The sequence below is a fragment of the Canibacter zhoujuaniae genome (assembly GCF_011752015.1).
Lineage (GTDB): Bacteria > Actinomycetota > Actinomycetes > Actinomycetales > Microbacteriaceae > Canibacter > Canibacter zhoujuaniae.
Window position 1 is genome coordinate 885,774 of the sequence record NZ_JAAIKA010000001.1, and the last position, 17,149, is coordinate 902,922.

The 17,149-nt window shown below is 56.3% G+C and carries 13 protein-coding genes and 1 tRNA gene; 10 read left to right on the forward strand and 4 right to left on the reverse strand.

All coding sequences use genetic code 11. The features are described 5' to 3' along the window. Complete coding sequence (locus HCQ99_RS04200; protein WP_166986105.1) at window positions 1-1,665, reverse strand: phosphoglucomutase; 1,665 nt, start codon at window positions 1,663-1,665, stop codon at window positions 1-3. A 66-nt stretch (window positions 1,666-1,731) separates the two neighbouring features. Between HCQ99_RS04200 and HCQ99_RS04205 the strand changes: the two genes are divergently transcribed. Beyond that, window positions 1,732-2,556 carry an HAD-IIA family hydrolase gene (locus HCQ99_RS04205; RefSeq protein WP_166986108.1) on the forward strand — a complete coding sequence of 275 codons (825 nt, stop codon included), beginning with the start codon at window positions 1,732-1,734 and terminating at the stop codon, window positions 2,554-2,556. A 55-nt stretch (window positions 2,557-2,611) separates the two neighbouring features. Beyond that, a complete protein-coding gene (locus HCQ99_RS04210; protein WP_166986111.1) occupies window positions 2,612-3,577 on the forward strand; it encodes a dihydrodipicolinate synthase family protein in 966 nt (321 codons plus the stop codon). Here HCQ99_RS04210 and HCQ99_RS04215 read toward each other — a convergent pair. The 3 genes from HCQ99_RS04215 to HCQ99_RS04225 form a co-directional block, all read right to left on the reverse strand. After that, window positions 3,563-6,964, reverse strand: a complete 3,402-nt coding sequence (locus HCQ99_RS04215; protein WP_166986114.1) for a pyruvate carboxylase — start codon at window positions 6,962-6,964, stop codon at window positions 3,563-3,565. The two genes, HCQ99_RS04210 and HCQ99_RS04215, sit on opposite strands and share 15 nt — an antisense overlap. Before the next feature lie 102 nt (window positions 6,965-7,066). Beyond that, window positions 7,067-7,158: transfer RNA gene (locus HCQ99_RS04220), tRNA-Ser, on the reverse strand. A 70-nt stretch (window positions 7,159-7,228) separates the two neighbouring features. After that, window positions 7,229-8,536: an LCP family protein gene (locus HCQ99_RS04225; protein WP_243854782.1), complete on the reverse strand. Its 1,308-nt coding sequence runs from the start codon at window positions 8,534-8,536 to the stop codon at window positions 7,229-7,231. Window positions 8,537-8,640: 104 nt separating this feature from the next. On the opposite strand from HCQ99_RS04225, the gene mvk reads away from it, so the two are divergent. The 8 genes from mvk to HCQ99_RS04265 all read left to right on the forward strand — a co-directional run bounded on the left by mvk (window position 8,641) and on the right by HCQ99_RS04265 (window position 17,148). Beyond that, window positions 8,641-9,612 carry a mevalonate kinase gene (gene mvk, locus HCQ99_RS04230; protein WP_166986117.1) on the forward strand — a complete coding sequence of 324 codons (972 nt, stop codon included), beginning with the start codon at window positions 8,641-8,643 and terminating at the stop codon, window positions 9,610-9,612. A 14-nt stretch (window positions 9,613-9,626) separates the two neighbouring features. Continuing rightward, complete coding sequence (mvaD, locus tag HCQ99_RS04235; RefSeq protein ID WP_166986120.1) at window positions 9,627-10,583, forward strand: diphosphomevalonate decarboxylase; 957 nt, start codon at window positions 9,627-9,629, stop codon at window positions 10,581-10,583. Further along, the gene (locus tag HCQ99_RS04240) at window positions 10,580-11,728 is read left to right on the forward strand and encodes a phosphomevalonate kinase (protein ID WP_166986123.1); all 1,149 of its coding nucleotides are present in this window, start codon (window positions 10,580-10,582) and stop codon (window positions 11,726-11,728) included. The genes mvaD and HCQ99_RS04240 overlap by 4 nt, the downstream gene beginning before the upstream one ends. After that, complete coding sequence (gene fni, locus HCQ99_RS04245) at window positions 11,718-12,812, forward strand: type 2 isopentenyl-diphosphate Delta-isomerase (protein WP_166986126.1); 1,095 nt, start codon at window positions 11,718-11,720, stop codon at window positions 12,810-12,812. The genes HCQ99_RS04240 and fni overlap by 11 nt, the downstream gene beginning before the upstream one ends. After that, on the forward strand, window positions 12,809-13,900 hold the full coding sequence (locus HCQ99_RS04250; RefSeq protein WP_166986129.1) for a hydroxymethylglutaryl-CoA reductase: 1,092 nt from the start codon (window positions 12,809-12,811) through the stop codon (window positions 13,898-13,900). Before fni ends, HCQ99_RS04250 begins: the two co-directional genes overlap by 4 nt. 2 nt (window positions 13,901-13,902) lie before the next feature. Beyond that, window positions 13,903-15,099: a hydroxymethylglutaryl-CoA synthase gene (locus tag HCQ99_RS04255; protein ID WP_166986132.1), complete on the forward strand. Its 1,197-nt coding sequence runs from the start codon at window positions 13,903-13,905 to the stop codon at window positions 15,097-15,099. A 303-nt stretch (window positions 15,100-15,402) separates the two neighbouring features. After that, the gene (locus HCQ99_RS04260) at window positions 15,403-16,011 is read left to right on the forward strand and encodes a helix-turn-helix domain-containing protein (RefSeq protein WP_243854783.1); all 609 of its coding nucleotides are present in this window, start codon (window positions 15,403-15,405) and stop codon (window positions 16,009-16,011) included. 141 nt (window positions 16,012-16,152) lie between these two features. Continuing rightward, on the forward strand, window positions 16,153-17,148 hold the full coding sequence (locus tag HCQ99_RS04265; RefSeq protein WP_166986136.1) for an ABC transporter substrate-binding protein: 996 nt from the start codon (window positions 16,153-16,155) through the stop codon (window positions 17,146-17,148). The last annotated feature ends 1 nt before the right edge of the window (window position 17,149 follow it).

A 17,149-nucleotide genomic window follows, 5' to 3' on the forward strand; every position in this document is an offset into this window, starting at 1 on the left:
TTAACTCAGGGCGCTAGCTAGCAGCTCTTGCGCTTCTTTTTGCACGCGCTTCAGATGCTCAGCGCCAGCGAAAGACTCAGCATAAATTTTCATCACTGCTTCGGTGCCGGAGGGGCGGATCGCGGCCCAGGCATCGGCGGTTTTAATCACAAGGCCGCCAATTGGCGCACCATTACCTGGCGCATGCGTCAAAATCTCTGTGATGCTCTCCCCCGCAAGCGTTGCTGTCTTAATATCCGCAGCGCTTAAGGCGAGCAGTCTAGACTTTTGCTCTGCCGTAGCCGGTGCATCAATGCGTCCGTAAGCGGGCGGTCCAAACCGCTCTGTGAGCTCTTGATAAAGCTGCGCGGGTGTTTTACCGGTGACTGCGGTGATCTCCGCGGCCAGCAGACAGAGCACAATACCGTCCTTATCTGTGCTCCACGGCCCACCCTCGAAAGTGAGCATGCTAGCTCCCGCGCTTTCCTCACCGCCGAAAACGGTTGTGCCCGCACTCAAGCCCGGCACAAACCATTTGAAACCGACCGGCACCTCTTCCAGGGTTGCGCCGTGCGCGGCCACAACGCGGTCGATCATGCCGGAGGAGACAACAGTTTTGCCAACGGTCAAAGGAGCCCCTGTCGCACTATGCCACCCCTTCCGGTGGGTCAGCAGGTAGTCAATCGCGACCGCTAAGAAGTGATTTGGATTAAGCAATTCAGTGCCGACAATAATTCCGTGCCGGTCTGCGTCCGCATCGTTAGCGAGTGTCAGCGTGTAGTCTGCGTGAGAGGCAGAATCAACAACCGCTTTCACCGCGTTTAGGCTTGACGGATCCATCCGAATTTTGCCGTCCCAGTCCAGCGTCATAAAACTCCACTGCTGATCGATCCCCGGGCCGATCTCGGTCAGGTTCAGCTCATAAGTTTCAGCAATTGCCTGCCAGTATCCGGTTGCGGCCCCGCCCAGTGGGTGCGCCGCAAAACGCAATCCGGAGCTGCGGATCGCTGTCATATCAATTACGTGCTTGAGATCTGCGATGTATTCGGCAGCATAATCGTGCTGGGTGACGGTTCCCGTCTTTTCAGCAAACGGCACAATCTCACGGAGCGAAGCGTGATCAACAACACCGGCTGCAAGCAATTGATTTGCGCGCTGCTCAATCCATTTTGTGGCGGTTGTGTCGGCGGGGCCGCCGTGCGGCGGATTGTACTTAATGCCGCCGTCGGCTGGTGGGTTGTGGCTCGGGGTGATTAAAACACCGTCGGCCAGCCCAAGACCCGTAAGACGCGCAACCTCGTTGTATTTCAAAACGGCGTGAGAGAGCGCCGGGGTTGGGGTGAAACTACCGCCAGCGCTGATCCGCAAATTAACACCCGCTGTGATGAGTGTCTGCCCGGCAGAGGCAAACGCCGGGCCAGACAGAAAGTGGGTATCTATCCCGATAAAAAGCGGACCTGTGATGCCCTGCGCCGCACGATACTCCGCGATCGCCTGTGAGATAGCAACAATATGCGCTTCATTAAACGAGCGCGACAGTGAGCTGCCGCGGTGCCCTGATGTGCCGAAACTCACCCGCTGCGCCGGCAGTGTCGGATCCGGCCGCAGCTTGAAATACGCAGACTCTAACTCGTCCAAGTCAACTAGATCAGCTTCCGTAGCGTAATTACCTGCCCGTTCACTCATGCTTATATTCTTGCATCGCTGCCGCAGCCTGTACGTAATAGAAGATGCAGGGTACGCTTAAAAGTGATGAACACTAAAACGAACAAACTAGACGAGGCAGCCGCTCTAGCGAGTCAGGGGCGTGCAAGTGTCGAGTGTTGGCTCACCGATATGGACGGTGTTCTGGTGCACGAAAATCAGGCCATTCCAGGCGCGGCTGAGCTGCTAAAACACTGGCAGGAGACGCAACAGGAATATCTTGTGCTCACCAATAATTCAATTTTTACCGCCCGCGATTTAAGCGCGCGACTTGCCGCCAGCGGTATTAACGTGCCGGAAGAACGCATCTGGACCAGCGCCCTTGCGACCGCCGCTTTTTTGAAGCAGCAGGCTCCGGGAGGGTCTGCGTTCGTTATCGGTGAGGCTGGGCTGCTCACCGCACTGCACGAGGCCGGGTTTATTATGACCGAGACAAACCCCGACTTTGTTATCGTCGGTGAGACCCGCAACTACAGTTTTGAGGCTCTCACCAAAGCGATCCGCCATATTGAGAAGGGTGCCCGTTTTATCTCAACCAATCCTGATGCGACAGGGCCGAGCGCAGAAGGGCCGCTGCCGGCAACCGGTGCGGTAAACGCGCTGATCACCAAAGCGACCGGGCAGCAGCCGTATGTTGTGGGCAAGCCAAACCCGATGATGTTCCGCTCTGCGCTCAACCAGATCGGCGCCCACTCTGAAGTGACCGCGATGATTGGTGACCGGATGGACACCGATATTGTTGCCGGCATGGAGGCTGGCCTGCACACAATTCTTGTGCGCACAGGCATCAGCGATGATAACGAGATTGCACGGTATCCGTTTAGACCGAACGAGATCATCGACTCGGTTGCTGATCTTCTACCTAAAAACTAAAAATCACGAAGATCGATCAGAAAATTTCCGTAGCCACTATTGCGAAGGCAGCAGCATGACTCAGGAACAGCTATTTTCCGGGCTTAGCGCTTTTCCACTGACACCGTTCGTCGATGACACGCTCGATGAGCAGGCATATGCCGGATTAATCAAGCATCTACGCGATGCACGATATGTTGATGCGGGCGGCACCGAACATCGCGTCGCGTCGATCGGCGCTCTCGGATCCACCGGCTCTTACACCTATCTCAGCCCTGCCGAATACCGGCAGGGCGCTGAAATAGCGGTTGCTAACGCCGGTGAGGTGCCGGTTTTTCTCGGGGTGAGCGCGCTGCGCACCACGCACATGCTCGATCGCCTGCGCACCGCCCACGAGGTTGGCGCGAGCGCGGTGCTGCTGTCTCCTCTGCACTATCAGCCGCTGCGCGATCACGAAGTTTTCGACTACTATCGCACAGCCGCCGAAAACAGTGATCTTCCGATCATCATCTATGACAACCCCGGCACCACCAACTTTAATTTCAGCTTGGAGCTTTACACCCGGCTCACCGCGCTGCCGCAGATAAAGGCGGTAAAAATTCCGGGGTTGCGCGCTGACACAACTGGGTGCGGATCGGCGGCTGACGCCGACCATCTGAACACGATCCGCGAAGCTGTCGGCAGTGACACCGCAATCGGTATTTCTGGTGATTATCACGCGACGTCCGCTTTGCGGCACGGATCCGAGCTCTTCTTCTCAGTTTTTGGTGGCACTCTGCCAACTCTCGCGCTCGAGCTTGTTGCTGCCGCGGCTGACGCGGATCCGCAAGCATCGATAGCGGTTGAGGAAAAACTGCAGCAACTCTGGGATCTCTATCGCAAATTTGGTGGCAGTCTGCGAGTTATGGACGCCGCAGCCGGCGCGCTCGGTCTCGTTCAGAGCAGTGCCGCCGCAAGCTCATTCCCGTTACCGGTGCAGGGGCTTGATGCTGCGGCTCGCGCCGAGATTGCCGCTGTGATCACTCACCTACTCAATAACTAGAATCAGATCACCCGCTGCAACACCGCGCGTGCCGTCAAACGCTAGCCGGGCAACAGTGCCAGCAAGCGGCGCAGTAATTGCCGCCTCCATTTTCATGGCCTCAATTGTGGCCACAGTATCCCCCGCAGAGACAGCATCACCCACCGAGAGCTTTTGAGTTACTGTGCCTGAGAACGGCGCGGCCACCTGCCCCGGCACCGTGCGATCCGCTTTTTCAACGCTGTCGACGGCAACCGCAACACTCTCATCCTGCACAAAAACCGGCCGCAGCTGCCCGTTAACTCGCACCATAACGGTGCGCACGCCCTTTTCATCAGCCTCGCCAATCGCTTCAAGCCCGACATACAGGCGCACACCGCGCGCGAGATCAACGATATGCTCTTTAGCGGCGTCGAGTCCGTAGAGGTAGTCGCCAGTCTCTAGCACTGACAGATCACCGAACTGTTCACGCACTGCCTCATATTCCCTGGTGGGCGCAGCAAACAGCAAACGGTTCAGGGTTGCGCGCCGCACCTCGCTCGCGCCATCGGCAAGGGCGGCGGCATCCTCTGCGCTAAGCGGTGTCGCTGACAGATCTATTTTGCGCCCGCGCAGCACCTTTGTTCTGAACGGCTCAGGCCAGCCGCCCGGAATATCGCCAAGCTCCCCCGCTAAAAATCCGACAACAGAATCCGGCACATCAAACTTCTCAGGTGCCGCCTCAAACTCCGCAGGATCCGCATCTACTGCGGCAAGGTGTAACGCCAGATCACCGACGACCTTCGATGACGGAGTGACCTTCGGGATCCGACCCAAAATGCGATCGGCGGCGGCATACATATCCTCGATCTTCTCGAAGTTGTCGCTCAGCCCCAGCGCAATTGCTTGCTGGCGCAAGTTTGACAGTTGCCCGCCGGGGATTTCATGCGTGTAAACGCGGCCGGTGGGAGACTTAAGCCCCGATTCAAAGGGCGCATAAAGATGCCGCACCGCATCCCAATAAGGTTCTAATGAGTTCACCGCTGTGAGCGAGATGCCGGTATCTCGCTCAGTGTGCTGCAGCGCCGCAACTAGGGCAGACAGCGATGGCTGGCTGGTTGTGCCACTCATTGGAGCAGAGGCCACATCTACCGCGTCAACCCCCGCGTCAGCGGCAGCAAGCAGGGTTGCAAGCTGCCCACCCGGGGTGTCGTGTGTGTGCAGGTGGATCGGCAGGTCAAAACGCTCACGCAGCGCAGACACTAGTCGGGCAGCAGCCGCCGGGCGCAGCAGACCCGCCATATCTTTAATCGCCAAAATATGCGCACCCGCTGCCACAATCTGGTCGGCAAGCTGCAGGTAGTAATCCAGTGTGTATTTGCTTTCTTGGGGATCTAGCAGATTGCCTGTGTAGGCCATCGCCACTTCTGCTACAGCTGTGCCGGTCTCGCGCACCGCATCGATAGCGACCCGCATTTGCTGCACATCATTTAGGGCGTCAAAGATGCGGAAAATATCAACACCGGTTGCTGCGGCTTCCCGCACGAAAGCCCCAGCAACTTCTTTCGGATAGGGGGTGTATCCAACAGTGTTTTGACCGCGCAAAAGCATTTGAATCGGCACATTTGGGAGGGCCGCACGCAGCGCCGCAAGTCGCTCCCACGGATCCTCACCTAAAAACCGCAGTGCCACATCATAGGTGGCACCACCCCACGCTTCAACAGAAAGCAGTTCTGGTGTGAGGTGCGCAACGTGTGGGGCAACCGCTATCAGGTCGCGTGAGCGCACACGGGTTGCTAGCAGTGACTGGTGGGCGTCTCTAAAAGTGGTTTCGGTGACCGCGAGTGCGGTCTGCTCACGCAGCGCTTTTGCAAAACCTGCCGGGCCCAGTTGCAGCAGTCGGTCGCGCTGCCCCTGAGGTATAGCTGCCGCAAGGTCGATCTCGGGTAGTTTTGTTGCTGGTGCTACTGTGATTGGGCACTCGCCGTGCGGCTGGTTGACCGTCACGTTTGCCAAATACTGCAGCACTCTGGTGGCTCTATCTTTCGGTTTATTCAGGGTGAGCAGCTCCGGGCGTTCAGCAATGAAGGCTGTTGAGATGTCACCCGCTGTAAAGTCAGCATCGTCAAGCACCGCCTGCAGGAATGGGATGTTTGTCGCAACCCCACGAATCCGAAATTCTGCGAGCGCCCGTCGCGCTCGCACAACAGCTTCTGTGAAATTACGGGCACGACAGGTTAGCTTTGCAAGCATTGAATCAAAGTGCGGGCTGATATAGGCTCCGGGGTTTATGGTGCCGCCGTCAAGCCGCACCCCGCCGCCGCCGGGCGATCTATACGCGGTGATCCGACCGAGATCCGGCCGGAAGTCATTGGCGGGGTCTTCTGTTGTGATGCGGCACTGCAAAGCGGCGCCGTGCAGTTTTATGTTTTCCTGCGTCAGCCCGAGCTCGACAAGGGTTGCGCCCGCTGCGATCCTAATCTGTGCCTGCACGAGATCAACATCAGTGACCTCTTCTGTGACGGTGTGCTCGACCTGGATGCGCGGGTTCATTTCGATAAAAACGTGTTGGCCGGCACGGTCTCCCTCAGTGTCGAGGAGGAATTCAACAGTGCCAGCGTTTTCGTATCCAATCGATTTTGTAAACGCGATTGCATCGCGGGTGAGCGCCTCACGGATTGCCGGGTCGAGGTTTGGTGCCGGCGCAATCTCAACAACTTTCTGGTGCCGGCGCTGCACTGAACAGTCGCGTTCGTATAGATGCACGGCCGCACCGGTGCGATCGGCAAGCACCTGCACCTCAATATGGCGCGGGCGCAGCACGGCTTGTTCGATGAACATTGTTGCATCGCCAAAAGCGCTTTCTGCTTCGCGCATGGCAGACTCTAGTGCTTCACGTAATTCATCAGCATTTTCAACGCGACGCATGCCACGCCCGCCACCGCCGGCGACCGCTTTGGCAAAAACCGGAAACCCGATTTCTTTAGCGCCCGCTATCAAAGCTTCGATGTCTTGTGATGGCGGGGTTGATTGCAAAACCGGCACCTGTGCGGCAATTGCGTGTTCTTTTGCCGACACCTTATTGCCTGCCATTTCTAGTGCCTGCTGACCGGGGCCGATAAAGGTGATGCCGTTTTTAGCTGCGGCTGCTGCAAGTTCAGGGTTTTCAGACAAAAACCCATAGCCCGGATAGATAGCGTCAGCACCGGATTCGATGGCTACTCGAATAATTTCTGCAACATCTAAATATGCGCGCACGGGGTGGCCTTCAGTGCCAATCTGATAGGCCTCATCGGCTTTTAAGCGGTGCAGGGAGTTGCGATCTTCGTAGGGATAGACTGCGACGGTGCGCGCACCGAGTTCGTTGGCGGCGCGAAAAGCACGAATTGCAATTTCACCGCGGTTGGCAACAAGAATTTTTTTGAACATCTTTGTCCCCGATCGTAATCGTCCGATATGTAAATTATGTCGCAAATCGGGGCAGATAGAAGTTCAGCAGGTAGCTAGGATCGCATACTGCTTAAAAGAAATTGGCGGAGACGGGGGGATTTGAACCCCCGGTCCGGTTTAACCCAGACCCTTCATTAGCAGTGAAGTCCGTTCGGCCGCTCCGGCACGTCTCCTTGCGCCAATAAAAATTGACGCGAGTTTAACTATAGCGCAGGCTCTCCCACCCTGCAAAGCCCGGCGGCGCTAATAATTCACTCGGCCGGCAGCGCAGGTGGGTTTAGCGGCGTTGAGGCCGGTGACATTGCTCGGGTTTGCCTGCTGCTGGTTGAGATTATCTGCTTCATCGCCCCCAAATTCTTCGGTTGCGCCTTCAGCTGCTTCAGGCTGCGCTGCCGCATCGGGTGCAGCCTCGCCTGCTGCAGATCCGCTCTCGTTATCTGCCGCCTGCTCGCCTTCCACCTCGGCAACATCGACAGCGGCAACACCCTGATCGGTGATGGTGAAATCTTCGTCGTTCAGAATACGCTGCATCAAAAGCTCACCGTTGTAAGTATCAGGGGTAAGCCTGCCCTCTTGGTAGGGGTGTGGCAGTGCCGGATACTGCACAAAATTGACGTTTCCTAGATCGACCTCAGAGAGCGTTTTTGCAAGACCCCGTAGAAAATCAACTGAAGCAATGTTGCGCGACAGGGTCATATTTTCAACCGCTGCTTTCGCCAGTTGGTAAACCTTCACAGGGTCTGTCAGGGTTGAGGCGCTCTGCAACTGGCGCGCCATTGCAGACAAGAACACCTGCTGATTTGAGATGCGCCCAAGGTCGCTGCCGTCACCAACGCCGTGGCGCGTGCGCAAGAACTGCAGGGCTTCATAACCCTTCAAGGTGACTTCACCAGCCGGCAGATCAAGGTCAGCGTTTGGATCTTGGATCGGCTGCGCCAAACATACGGTGACACCGCCCAAAGCGTTGGACATGTTGATAACACCGTCAAAACCGATCATTCCGGCATAGGAAATATCGGCTCCGGTCAGTGCCTCGACTGTCTCCACAACGCACGGCAACCCATACTGCAGCACAGAGTTCAACTGCTGTTCACTCGAAGCCGGGTAGTAGTTCTCTTCACCGGCAGGCCCCGGGCAAGACGGAATTGGCAGCATCAAATCGCGTGGGAAACTCACTACCGTGGCACGTTTATGGTCTTCTGAGATGCGCACCAGCATCGTGACATCGTTAAGCTCACCGGTTTCACCGTCATCGATGCTCTGCCCGACACGCGAATCAGAACCCACCACCAAAATATTGATGGCACCGTCGAGTGCGTGTTGGCTTAGTTTTGCCCCGGTCACATCTTCATCTGCGAGATCAACGGTTTGCACGCGATTGCGTAAATCCCAGATCGCATAAGCTGCGACCGTGCCCGTGCTGAGCACAGCGACAACCACCATTGTGAGCACAGTGCGAAACAGATTGCGCACAGTGCTGGAGCGCGGCAAACGCCCGTGTCGCACTGTTGTTGTGCGGCCAGCATGTTGTTTCTTGCTGTGCTTTGCCAAAGCTACTCCTCAAATGCAACCAGCGCCCGCGCCGGAACGTTCGTAGTTTAATAAGCATATTTCACTACACTTAAAAGCTACCCAACCAAAATAGAGGGGCGCAAATGACACAGCAGATGCAGCCTGTAACGGCAGCTGGCACCGCACACGGTAAGTCGATTCTGATCGGCGAACACTCTGTTGTTTATGGTGCTCCGGCGATCGCTTTCCCGCTGCACGCACTCAAGGTCACCGCCACACTCACAACACTCGATAATGGTGCGGATCAGGCGCAGATCTCTTCTGCTGTTTACTCAGGCTCCGCCCAGTCAGCCCCGGCCAGGCTGCGGCCGCCGCTCACAGCTCTGCGCGAAGCGGCGCGCCACTTCGGCTTTGATCCGCAAACAGTCCACCTAACAATTGACAGCCCGATCCCGGTTGAGCGCGGGCTGGGTTCGAGCGCTGCCGTGTCTACCGCGATAGTGCGCGCAGCTGCCGGTCTTGCGGGATACGATCTGCAGGAGTCTGAACGCTACCATCTCGTGCAGCACGCAGAACGTGTCGCCCACGGCACCTCCAGCGGGCTTGACGCGCACGCTGTTGCAAGCAGTGTGCCGCTGCTGTTTCGAGATGGCATTTGCAGGCCGTTACGATCAGCAAAAGCGCTCACCGTTGTGATAGCAGACACCGGAAACCCGGGGAAAACCTCAATCGCGGTTGGTGGTGTGCGGGCACTACGCGAGAACAACTCACAGCTGATCGACGATCTGGTCTATCAGCTCACAGACCTGACGGTTGCCGCTGAAACCGCGCTCGCAAACGGTGAAGACACCGCCCTCGGAAAGATTTTAAGCGCCGCACATGAAGTGTTAAATGAGATGGGCGTTAGCTCCCCCGATCTCAACAATCTGGTGCGCGCAGCTGCTGTCGCAGGCGCCCTAGGCGCTAAAATGACAGGAGGCGGATTGGGCGGTTGCATTATTGCGCTCGCCCCATCAGCTGCAGACGCTCCGGCAATCGCCGCACAGCTCACTGCCGCCGGTGCCGCCAACACCTGGGTTTCAACACTGGACGCAGGTGATCAAATAACCGACTAGAACAGGCAGAGCGTATGGGCACCGCTACCGCAATAGCGCATCCGAATATTGCCCTAATTAAATACTGGGGCAAGCGTGATGAGACGCTGATGCTACCCGCTGCCGGCTCACTGTCGATGACGCTTGATTCTGTTGCCACCCGCACAACTGTGTCAGTGGGCGGCGACAGTGACGTTTTTCAGTTGAATGGAGAGCTCAGCACCGGCCGCGCAGCCGACAAAGTTTTTAAGTTTCTTGACCTGGTGCGCCAGCTAGCGGGCAGCGATGATCGTGCAACAGTCCTATCGCACAATGACGCCCCCACTGCGGCAGGGCTTGCTTCGTCAGCCTCTGGTTTCGCAGCGCTCGCAACCGCTGCCGCCGCAGCATACGGGTTAAACCTCTCAACCGCCGAACTGAGTCGTCTCGCACGGCGCGGTTCGGGCTCTGCCGCCCGGTCGCTAATAGATCGCTTTGCAGTGTGGCATGCTGGCGATGACGATCAGACTTCTTTTGCAGAAGAGATCGATGCGCCGGATATGCGCATGATTATCTGCGAAATCAATGCGGGGCCGAAGGCGGTTTCCAGTCGCGACGGAATGCGACACACCCGCGACACTTCACCGTTTTACCCGGCTTGGGCACCTGCAACAGAGAAGGCGCTCGCAGAGATGCTGGCAGCGTGTGCCGCGCAGGACTTTACAAAAATCGGCGAGCTGACCGAAGCGCACGCAATGCAGATGCACGCGCTCGCGCTCTCAGCAGTGCCACCGTTGCGCTATTTAGCGCCCACCTCATTTGCGGCTTTTGATCGCATCGCTGAGCTGCGCGCCACCGGCATTGAAACCTACGGCACAGCCGACGCCGGCCCAAACGTTGTTGCAATCGCGAGGCCTAAAGATGCTGCGGCGGTTGCTGCAGCGCTTAGCGAGTTTGGCGCAACCCATATTGCCGCCCCTGGGCCTGGTGCATATTTGGAGGGTGCTGCGTGATCAGTGCACGCGCAGCTGGCAAGCTTTTCATTGCGGGCGAGTATGCGATTGTAACTCCCGGCAACGCAGCCCTCATCGCTGCTGTTGACCGCTATCTCACTGTCACGGTAACAGAACACAATCACGCGCCTAGCGATGCCGTGTCTGACAGAGAAAACCCGCACACAGCAGCAGTTCCGGTTATCGGTGCCAGCGTTATCGACGCAGCCTACGGCGACCGGGCAGAGCTCACCATCGCCCCCGACGGCACCGCCACGATTGGTGACTATCCGGCAGACGCCTTAAGCGCTGCGATTACCGTTGTAGAACAGTTGCGGGTGCTGCAGGGGCTGCCTCCGATTAACTATGAGTTACGGGTTGAAAACGATCTCACCGCCGCAGACGGTTTAAAATTTGGGCTCGGCTCTTCAGGCGCTGTTATTGTGGCCACTGTCGCGGCCCTAGGAGAATTGCATCAGCTTGCGCTGACACCGGCTGAACGTTTCCAGCTCGCGCTGATCGCCTCAGCAAGTCTGTCTGTGCGCGGGTCCGGTGGCGATATCGCAGCAAGCACTTTTGGCGGTGTAATCCGCTATATCAGCCCCGATCGCACTCAGATCGCAGCCGATTATCGAAAGGGCGGGCTTGATGGAGCACTCAACTCGCCCGGCTGGCACGGGTGTCTGATTGAGCCGGTAGAGCTGCACAGCGATCTGCACTTTCTTGTCGGGTGGACAGGCAGCCCCGCCAAAACAGAACAGCTTGTTGCTAAATCAAAGGCGGCACCTGTCGATCCGCAAGCTGAAGCATTGTTTCTTGCGAAGAGTGCACGAGCGGTACAGGAAATCGCAGCGGTGTTAAGCGCCGATACTCTCGATCGAGAGCAGCTGCAGCAAACCGTCGCAGCTGCACGATCCGCCCTTAAAGAATATGGGGAGGCAACCGGGATCGCAATTGAAACTGAGCTGTTGAGTGCGCTTTGTGAACTCGCTTTAAGCGCTGGCGCAGCCGCTAAAAGCAGCGGTGCCGGCGGTGGTGACTGCGGAATTGCTTTTGCAAACGACCTGGCAACCAGGCAGGCAGTGATTCAAGCGTGGGAGGGCGCAGGGATCACTGTGCTCGACACTTGTGTCACTCGAGGCGAAGGAGTGTGCGTTGAATTCTAACCCGCAGCATACAGCTGCCAGTCGCAAAGAGGATCACATAAATTTGGCGCTCGCACAGCAAAATTCTGCCGTGCGACACAGTGATTTTGACGATCTTGAGTTTATCCATCATGCGCTGAGCGGCCGCAATATCGAAAGTGTTGATCTAAAAACTGAGGTTGCCGGTAAAACTTGGCAGCACCCGCTTTACATTAACGCAATGACGGGTGGCACTGACTCCGCGCTGCGCATCAACACCGCTCTCGCTGAGGCTGCCGCCGCAACCGGCACTGCTATCGCAACAGGCTCTGTCGGTATCGCGCTTGACCAGCCTGAGACCGCCGCAACTTTTAAAGTGCTTCGTGAGCGCAATCCGCACGGTTTCGTGTTTAGCAACATCGGGGCGGGCCGCTCAGTTGATGATGCGCGCCGCGCTGTTGATCTGTTGGAAGCTGACGCGCTGCAGATTCACGTTAATGCTGTGCAAGAGACAGTGATGCCGGAGGGTGAGCGACGTTTTGAAACCTGGTTGCCGCTGATAGCCGAGATTGTGCAGGCGGTGCCGGTGCCGGTGGTTGTGAAAGAGGTCGGTTTCGGGTTGAGCCGGCGCACTCTCAAACAGCTGGGTGAGATCGGTGTGCAGATAGCTGACGTCAGCGGCACCGGTGGCACCAATTTTGCGCTGATAGAAGCGGCACGCCGCCCAGAGGGATACGATGATCTGCTCAGCTACGGTCAGTCGGCGATTGTGAGCCTCCTTGACGCGCCACAGTTCGACACACTCCTGGCAAGTGGCGGCGTGCGCACGGCCATGGACGCCGTAAAGCTGCTTGCGCTTGGCGCACGCAGTGTGGGCATAGCGGGCGCGATCCTGAAAGAAGCGGTCGACGGTGACAGCGAGCGTGTTGTGAGCGCACTAAACTGGTGGATAACGCGCATTCGTGAGATTAGCGCGTTGCTTGGTGCAGCAACCTGCGCTGAGCTGCAACACACCGACGTGCTTATTCGCGGGCGAGTAAAAGAATACTGCCAGCTGCGAGGAGTCGACCCTGCCGGGTTTGCAAGTCGCAGCAGCGAACGAGCAAACAGCGAAAGGCTCCGATGAGTTCAGCTGACCAGCTTTACACTCCGATCCCCACCGCATGGGTAGGCCCGCTGCGCATCAGCGGCAATACCCTGAATGAAGAGGTTGCGGTGCCGCTGGCCACCTATGAAACTCCGCTCTGGCCTTCTGTCGGCCGTGGCGCAAGCATCTCCCGCATGGTTGATGAGGGCATCGTCGTCACCCTAACGGGTGAACGCATGACCCGCTCGACTCTCTTCCAGGCGCCAAACGCGCAGGTCGCCCTCGACGCAGCTAGGGTTTTAGAGGCGCGCTTTGATGAGCTTGCGGCTGTAGTGTCAAGGCAGAGCCGGTTTGCAAAACTTATTGAAGTGCACCCCGAGATTGTCGGCAATATGCTCTTTACACGCTTCGCCTTCACCACCGGGGATGCCAGCGGACACAATATGGTGACCGCCGCTGCCGAAAGCCTGATGGCTGAAATTCTAAGCTGGGATCTCGGGCTCAGCTACGGATCAATCTCCGGAAACTACTGCTCAGATAAGAAAGCTACCGCTGTAAACGGTATTCTCGGACGCGGCAAATCCTGTGTGGCTGAAATCACGCTGCCGCGCGAGATTGTTGTTAACCGTCTGCGGTCAACACCAGAAAAGATTGTTGAGCTGGTTGTGCAAAAGAACCTGGTTGGCTCAACAATTGCTGGCGCACTACGTTCGGCAAACGCCCACTACGCAAACATGCTGCTCGCCGTATATCTTGCAACCGGCCAGGATGCGGCGAATATTGTTGAAGGATCACAGGGCATTACCTACGCTGAGGTGCGCGGCGACGACCTGTATTTCAGTTGCACACTCCCCCACCTGATTGTGGGCACTGTCGGCAACGGAAAGCATCTGCCACACGTGGGTGAGGCGCTAGAGCGTATGGGCTGCGCAGGGCAGGACGAGCCGGGCGCAGACGCACGCCGTCTCGCCGCGATCACGGCAGCGACAGTGCTCTGCGGTGAGCTCTCGCTCATTGCTGCGCAAACAAACCCCGGTGAACTGATGGCAACGCACGTCGCAATTGAACGCCGCGGCAACACGCGAGTGAAGTATGAAGAGGCCGCAGCTGCGGCAGAGGAGGCTTAGTCATGAAGCTCGGAATCGTTGATATGGAGATGGCAACCGCACACCACTCCGTGTCTTTGAGCGCACTGGCTCACGCTACCAATGTTGATCCGAACAAATATCGTTTCGGTTTGCGACAGGAAAACTTCAGCATGCCCGCCCTCGATGAGGATGCGGTTACGCTCGGCGCCACTGCGGCGAGTCGGGTTTTGGCGAGGACTGGGAAAACCGCGATCCGCACCCTGATTTTTGCGACTGAGAGCAGTGTCGATCAGTCTAAATCGGCTGGTGTTTTTGCGGCAGACCTGCTTGATTTAAGCGTAAATACGCGCATTGTTGAAACTAAGCAGGCGTGTTATGCGGGCACGGCAGCTCTGCAGATGGCGCTCGGTATCGTGGCGCGCAACCCGCAAGAGCAGGTGTTGGTTATCGCCAGTGATATTGCGCGCTATGCGGTTAACACTGCGGGTGAGCCGACGCAGGGTGCCGGCGCTGTTGCAATGGTTGTTGGCGCCGATCCACAATTGCTTGAGATTGAACCGCAGACGGGTGTGTGGTCGGCGCATATTGATGATTTTTGGCGCCCAAACGATCTGAGCACACCGCTGGTAGATGGTGCGCGGTCGCTTGATGCATACTTGGGTGCTTTTACCGGGGCGTGGGAAGATTATCTTGCGCACGGCGGCGCTGGGCTCGATGAAATCGATTATTTTGTGCACCATCAGCCGTTTACCAAGATGGCAGTGAAGGGGCATCGTCGCCTCGTCGAGCACACCGGCAAACTGATTGATGAGCAAACGGTTGAGCCGGGGCTGCGCTACACCACACAGTTTGGCAACAGCTACACGGCAAGCCTGTATCTTGGCCTGCTGTCGCTGCTGCACAGCGATGCTGATCTTGACGGTAAGCGGATCGGCCTCTACAGTTACGGCTCTGGCGCGACCGGCGAGTTTTTCACGGGGGTTGTGCAGCCCGGCTATCGCCGCGTGATCGACAGCCACTACGCTGATGCTGCGATTAATGAGCGCGAAGAGCTCTCTTTCGAGGAGTATCGTGCCCTGCATGCGGCGCACGAACGCGGCAGCAAGCACGACTATCAAAACCCGCGCGTCACCCGCGCGCCCTTCCGTTTTGTCGGCGTGCGCGACGGCGCCCGCAGCTATCAGCGCAACACGCTGCCAACCGATTCTGGGGTTATCAGCACTATTAACAAGAGTTAGTTCACTAGCCCTGCTAAACCTCTGCCGCGGTTCTATGCTCTGCAGAAACAGCTAGATCAGCGCGGCTTTTCGTCACCCCTTAGGGTTGATCGTCGAACTGGGTTTGGGGCCTTGCGGAACCCTCTAACTAGTGCTGCTCTATAAAGGCCCACACGCTAAAGGTGAATGGCACCCAATTCAGGTGCAATGAACATACCTGCGCAATTTGCATAACGCCTGACTAATCGCTATTGTTCATATAACTGCACATGCTGTTCAGTGAGCAAAACGCTTTGTACAACGATGTAAATTGGGGGCGGTATATTGACAGCCGATATTAATCAGCAGAATAACAACACTGATTTTCAGCTCGGGAAACGCATTTCTGAGTTTCGTAAGTTGCGTGGTATGTCTCTTCGTGAGCTTGCTCTAATGTCTGGCGTCAGTTTCAGCTTCTTAAGCCAACTAGAAAAAGGTAAAACGAATGTAAGTGTCGGTTCGTTACGCAAAATTGCGAGCGCACTGCACATAACCCCTTCACATTTACTGGATCAGAACACAGTAGCAACTCCCGGGGTTCTAAAAGCAAACCAACGCCCTCAGATCATTGATGGTCCGGCAAAGAAATGGGTTCTCTCCAGTAGCGCGGCAAGAGGTTTTGAAGTTTATTGCGGAACTTTTGAGCCAGGCGCATCTACGGGTGCAGAGCCCTATGGCCACGGAGATGCACAGGAAATAATCATCGCAGTTCGCGGAGTGATCACACTCCAACTAGGACATGAAGAATACACACTCGAAGCGGGCGATTCAATCGAGTTTCTCTCTAGCATCTCGCATCGTCTAGTTAATCGCAGCGAAGAGCTAGCAGAGGTCTATTGGATCACCGGCGACACTACAAATGTCGCTCTCGCCGCAATTCATAGCAGACTTTAGCAATTTCATAGTTCAAAGGAGAATACAAAATGGCAGTCAAGTTACAAAAACTCACTAGCAAAGGCGCGATGTGTGCAGCAGCAATGACCCTGCTACTTACAGGCTGCGCAACTAACCAAGCAATAGAGGTTGATCTTGGTAATGGCCCTGCAGTTGCTGGTCAAACAAGGGGGGGCACTAACCGGTGTAACCCTAACCTTCTCCTCCTACGGCGGCATATATCAGGATGCGCAAATCGCATCTTTAGAGGGCTTCCAAAAACAATCTGGAGCCCGAGTGCTGTCAGACGGACCGACAGAGTATTCAAAAATTAAAGCTCAGGTTGATAGTGGTAACGTCACCTGGGATGTCGTTGACACGGATGTCGTCTGGGCTGAGCGAGAGTGCGGTAACCTTCTCATGCCCCTCGACTTTAACATTATCGATGTATCAGATATAGACCCTGCTCTGGTCGGGAAATGTCACGTACCTGCGATGCAGTACGCATACGTGATTATGTACAACAAAGACAAATATCCAAAAGCACCTACCGGTTGGGCAGATTTCTTTAACACAGAGAAATTCCCGGGCACCCGAGCTATCGCCGGGTTCGAGGATGTTGGTCCAGGCATATTCGAGGGTGCGCTATTGGCTGATGGCGTAAAAACTGAGGATCTATACCCCCTGGATATGGATCGCGCATACACAAAAATGGACAGCATAAAAGATAGCATCATTTTCTGGAGCACCGGAGCAGAGTCACAGCAGATGCTTGAATCTGGTGAGGCTGACATGGCTCTAGTGTGGTCGGGACGAGGCTACAAAGCAGTTGAAGCTGGCGCAAACTACGCGCCAATCTGGGATGGCGCACTAAGAGTTATGGACAGTATCTCTGTACCGAAAGGTGCACAGAATCCTGAGGCTGCAATGGCTCTCATCAATCATTACGTCGGCCCAGAGGCACAGACCATTTTGAGTGAGCAATCTAGCTACGCACCTATTAATAACCTTGCAAACCCGCAGTTTGATGAGCTAGGAAAATCGTTCCTAATCACAGATCCAGAGATTAATAAAAAGCTAATCAATACCGACGGTTCCTGGTGGGGCAAAGTCTACGACGAAGAACTCAAACGCTTTATTGCTTGGATCCAGAATTAAA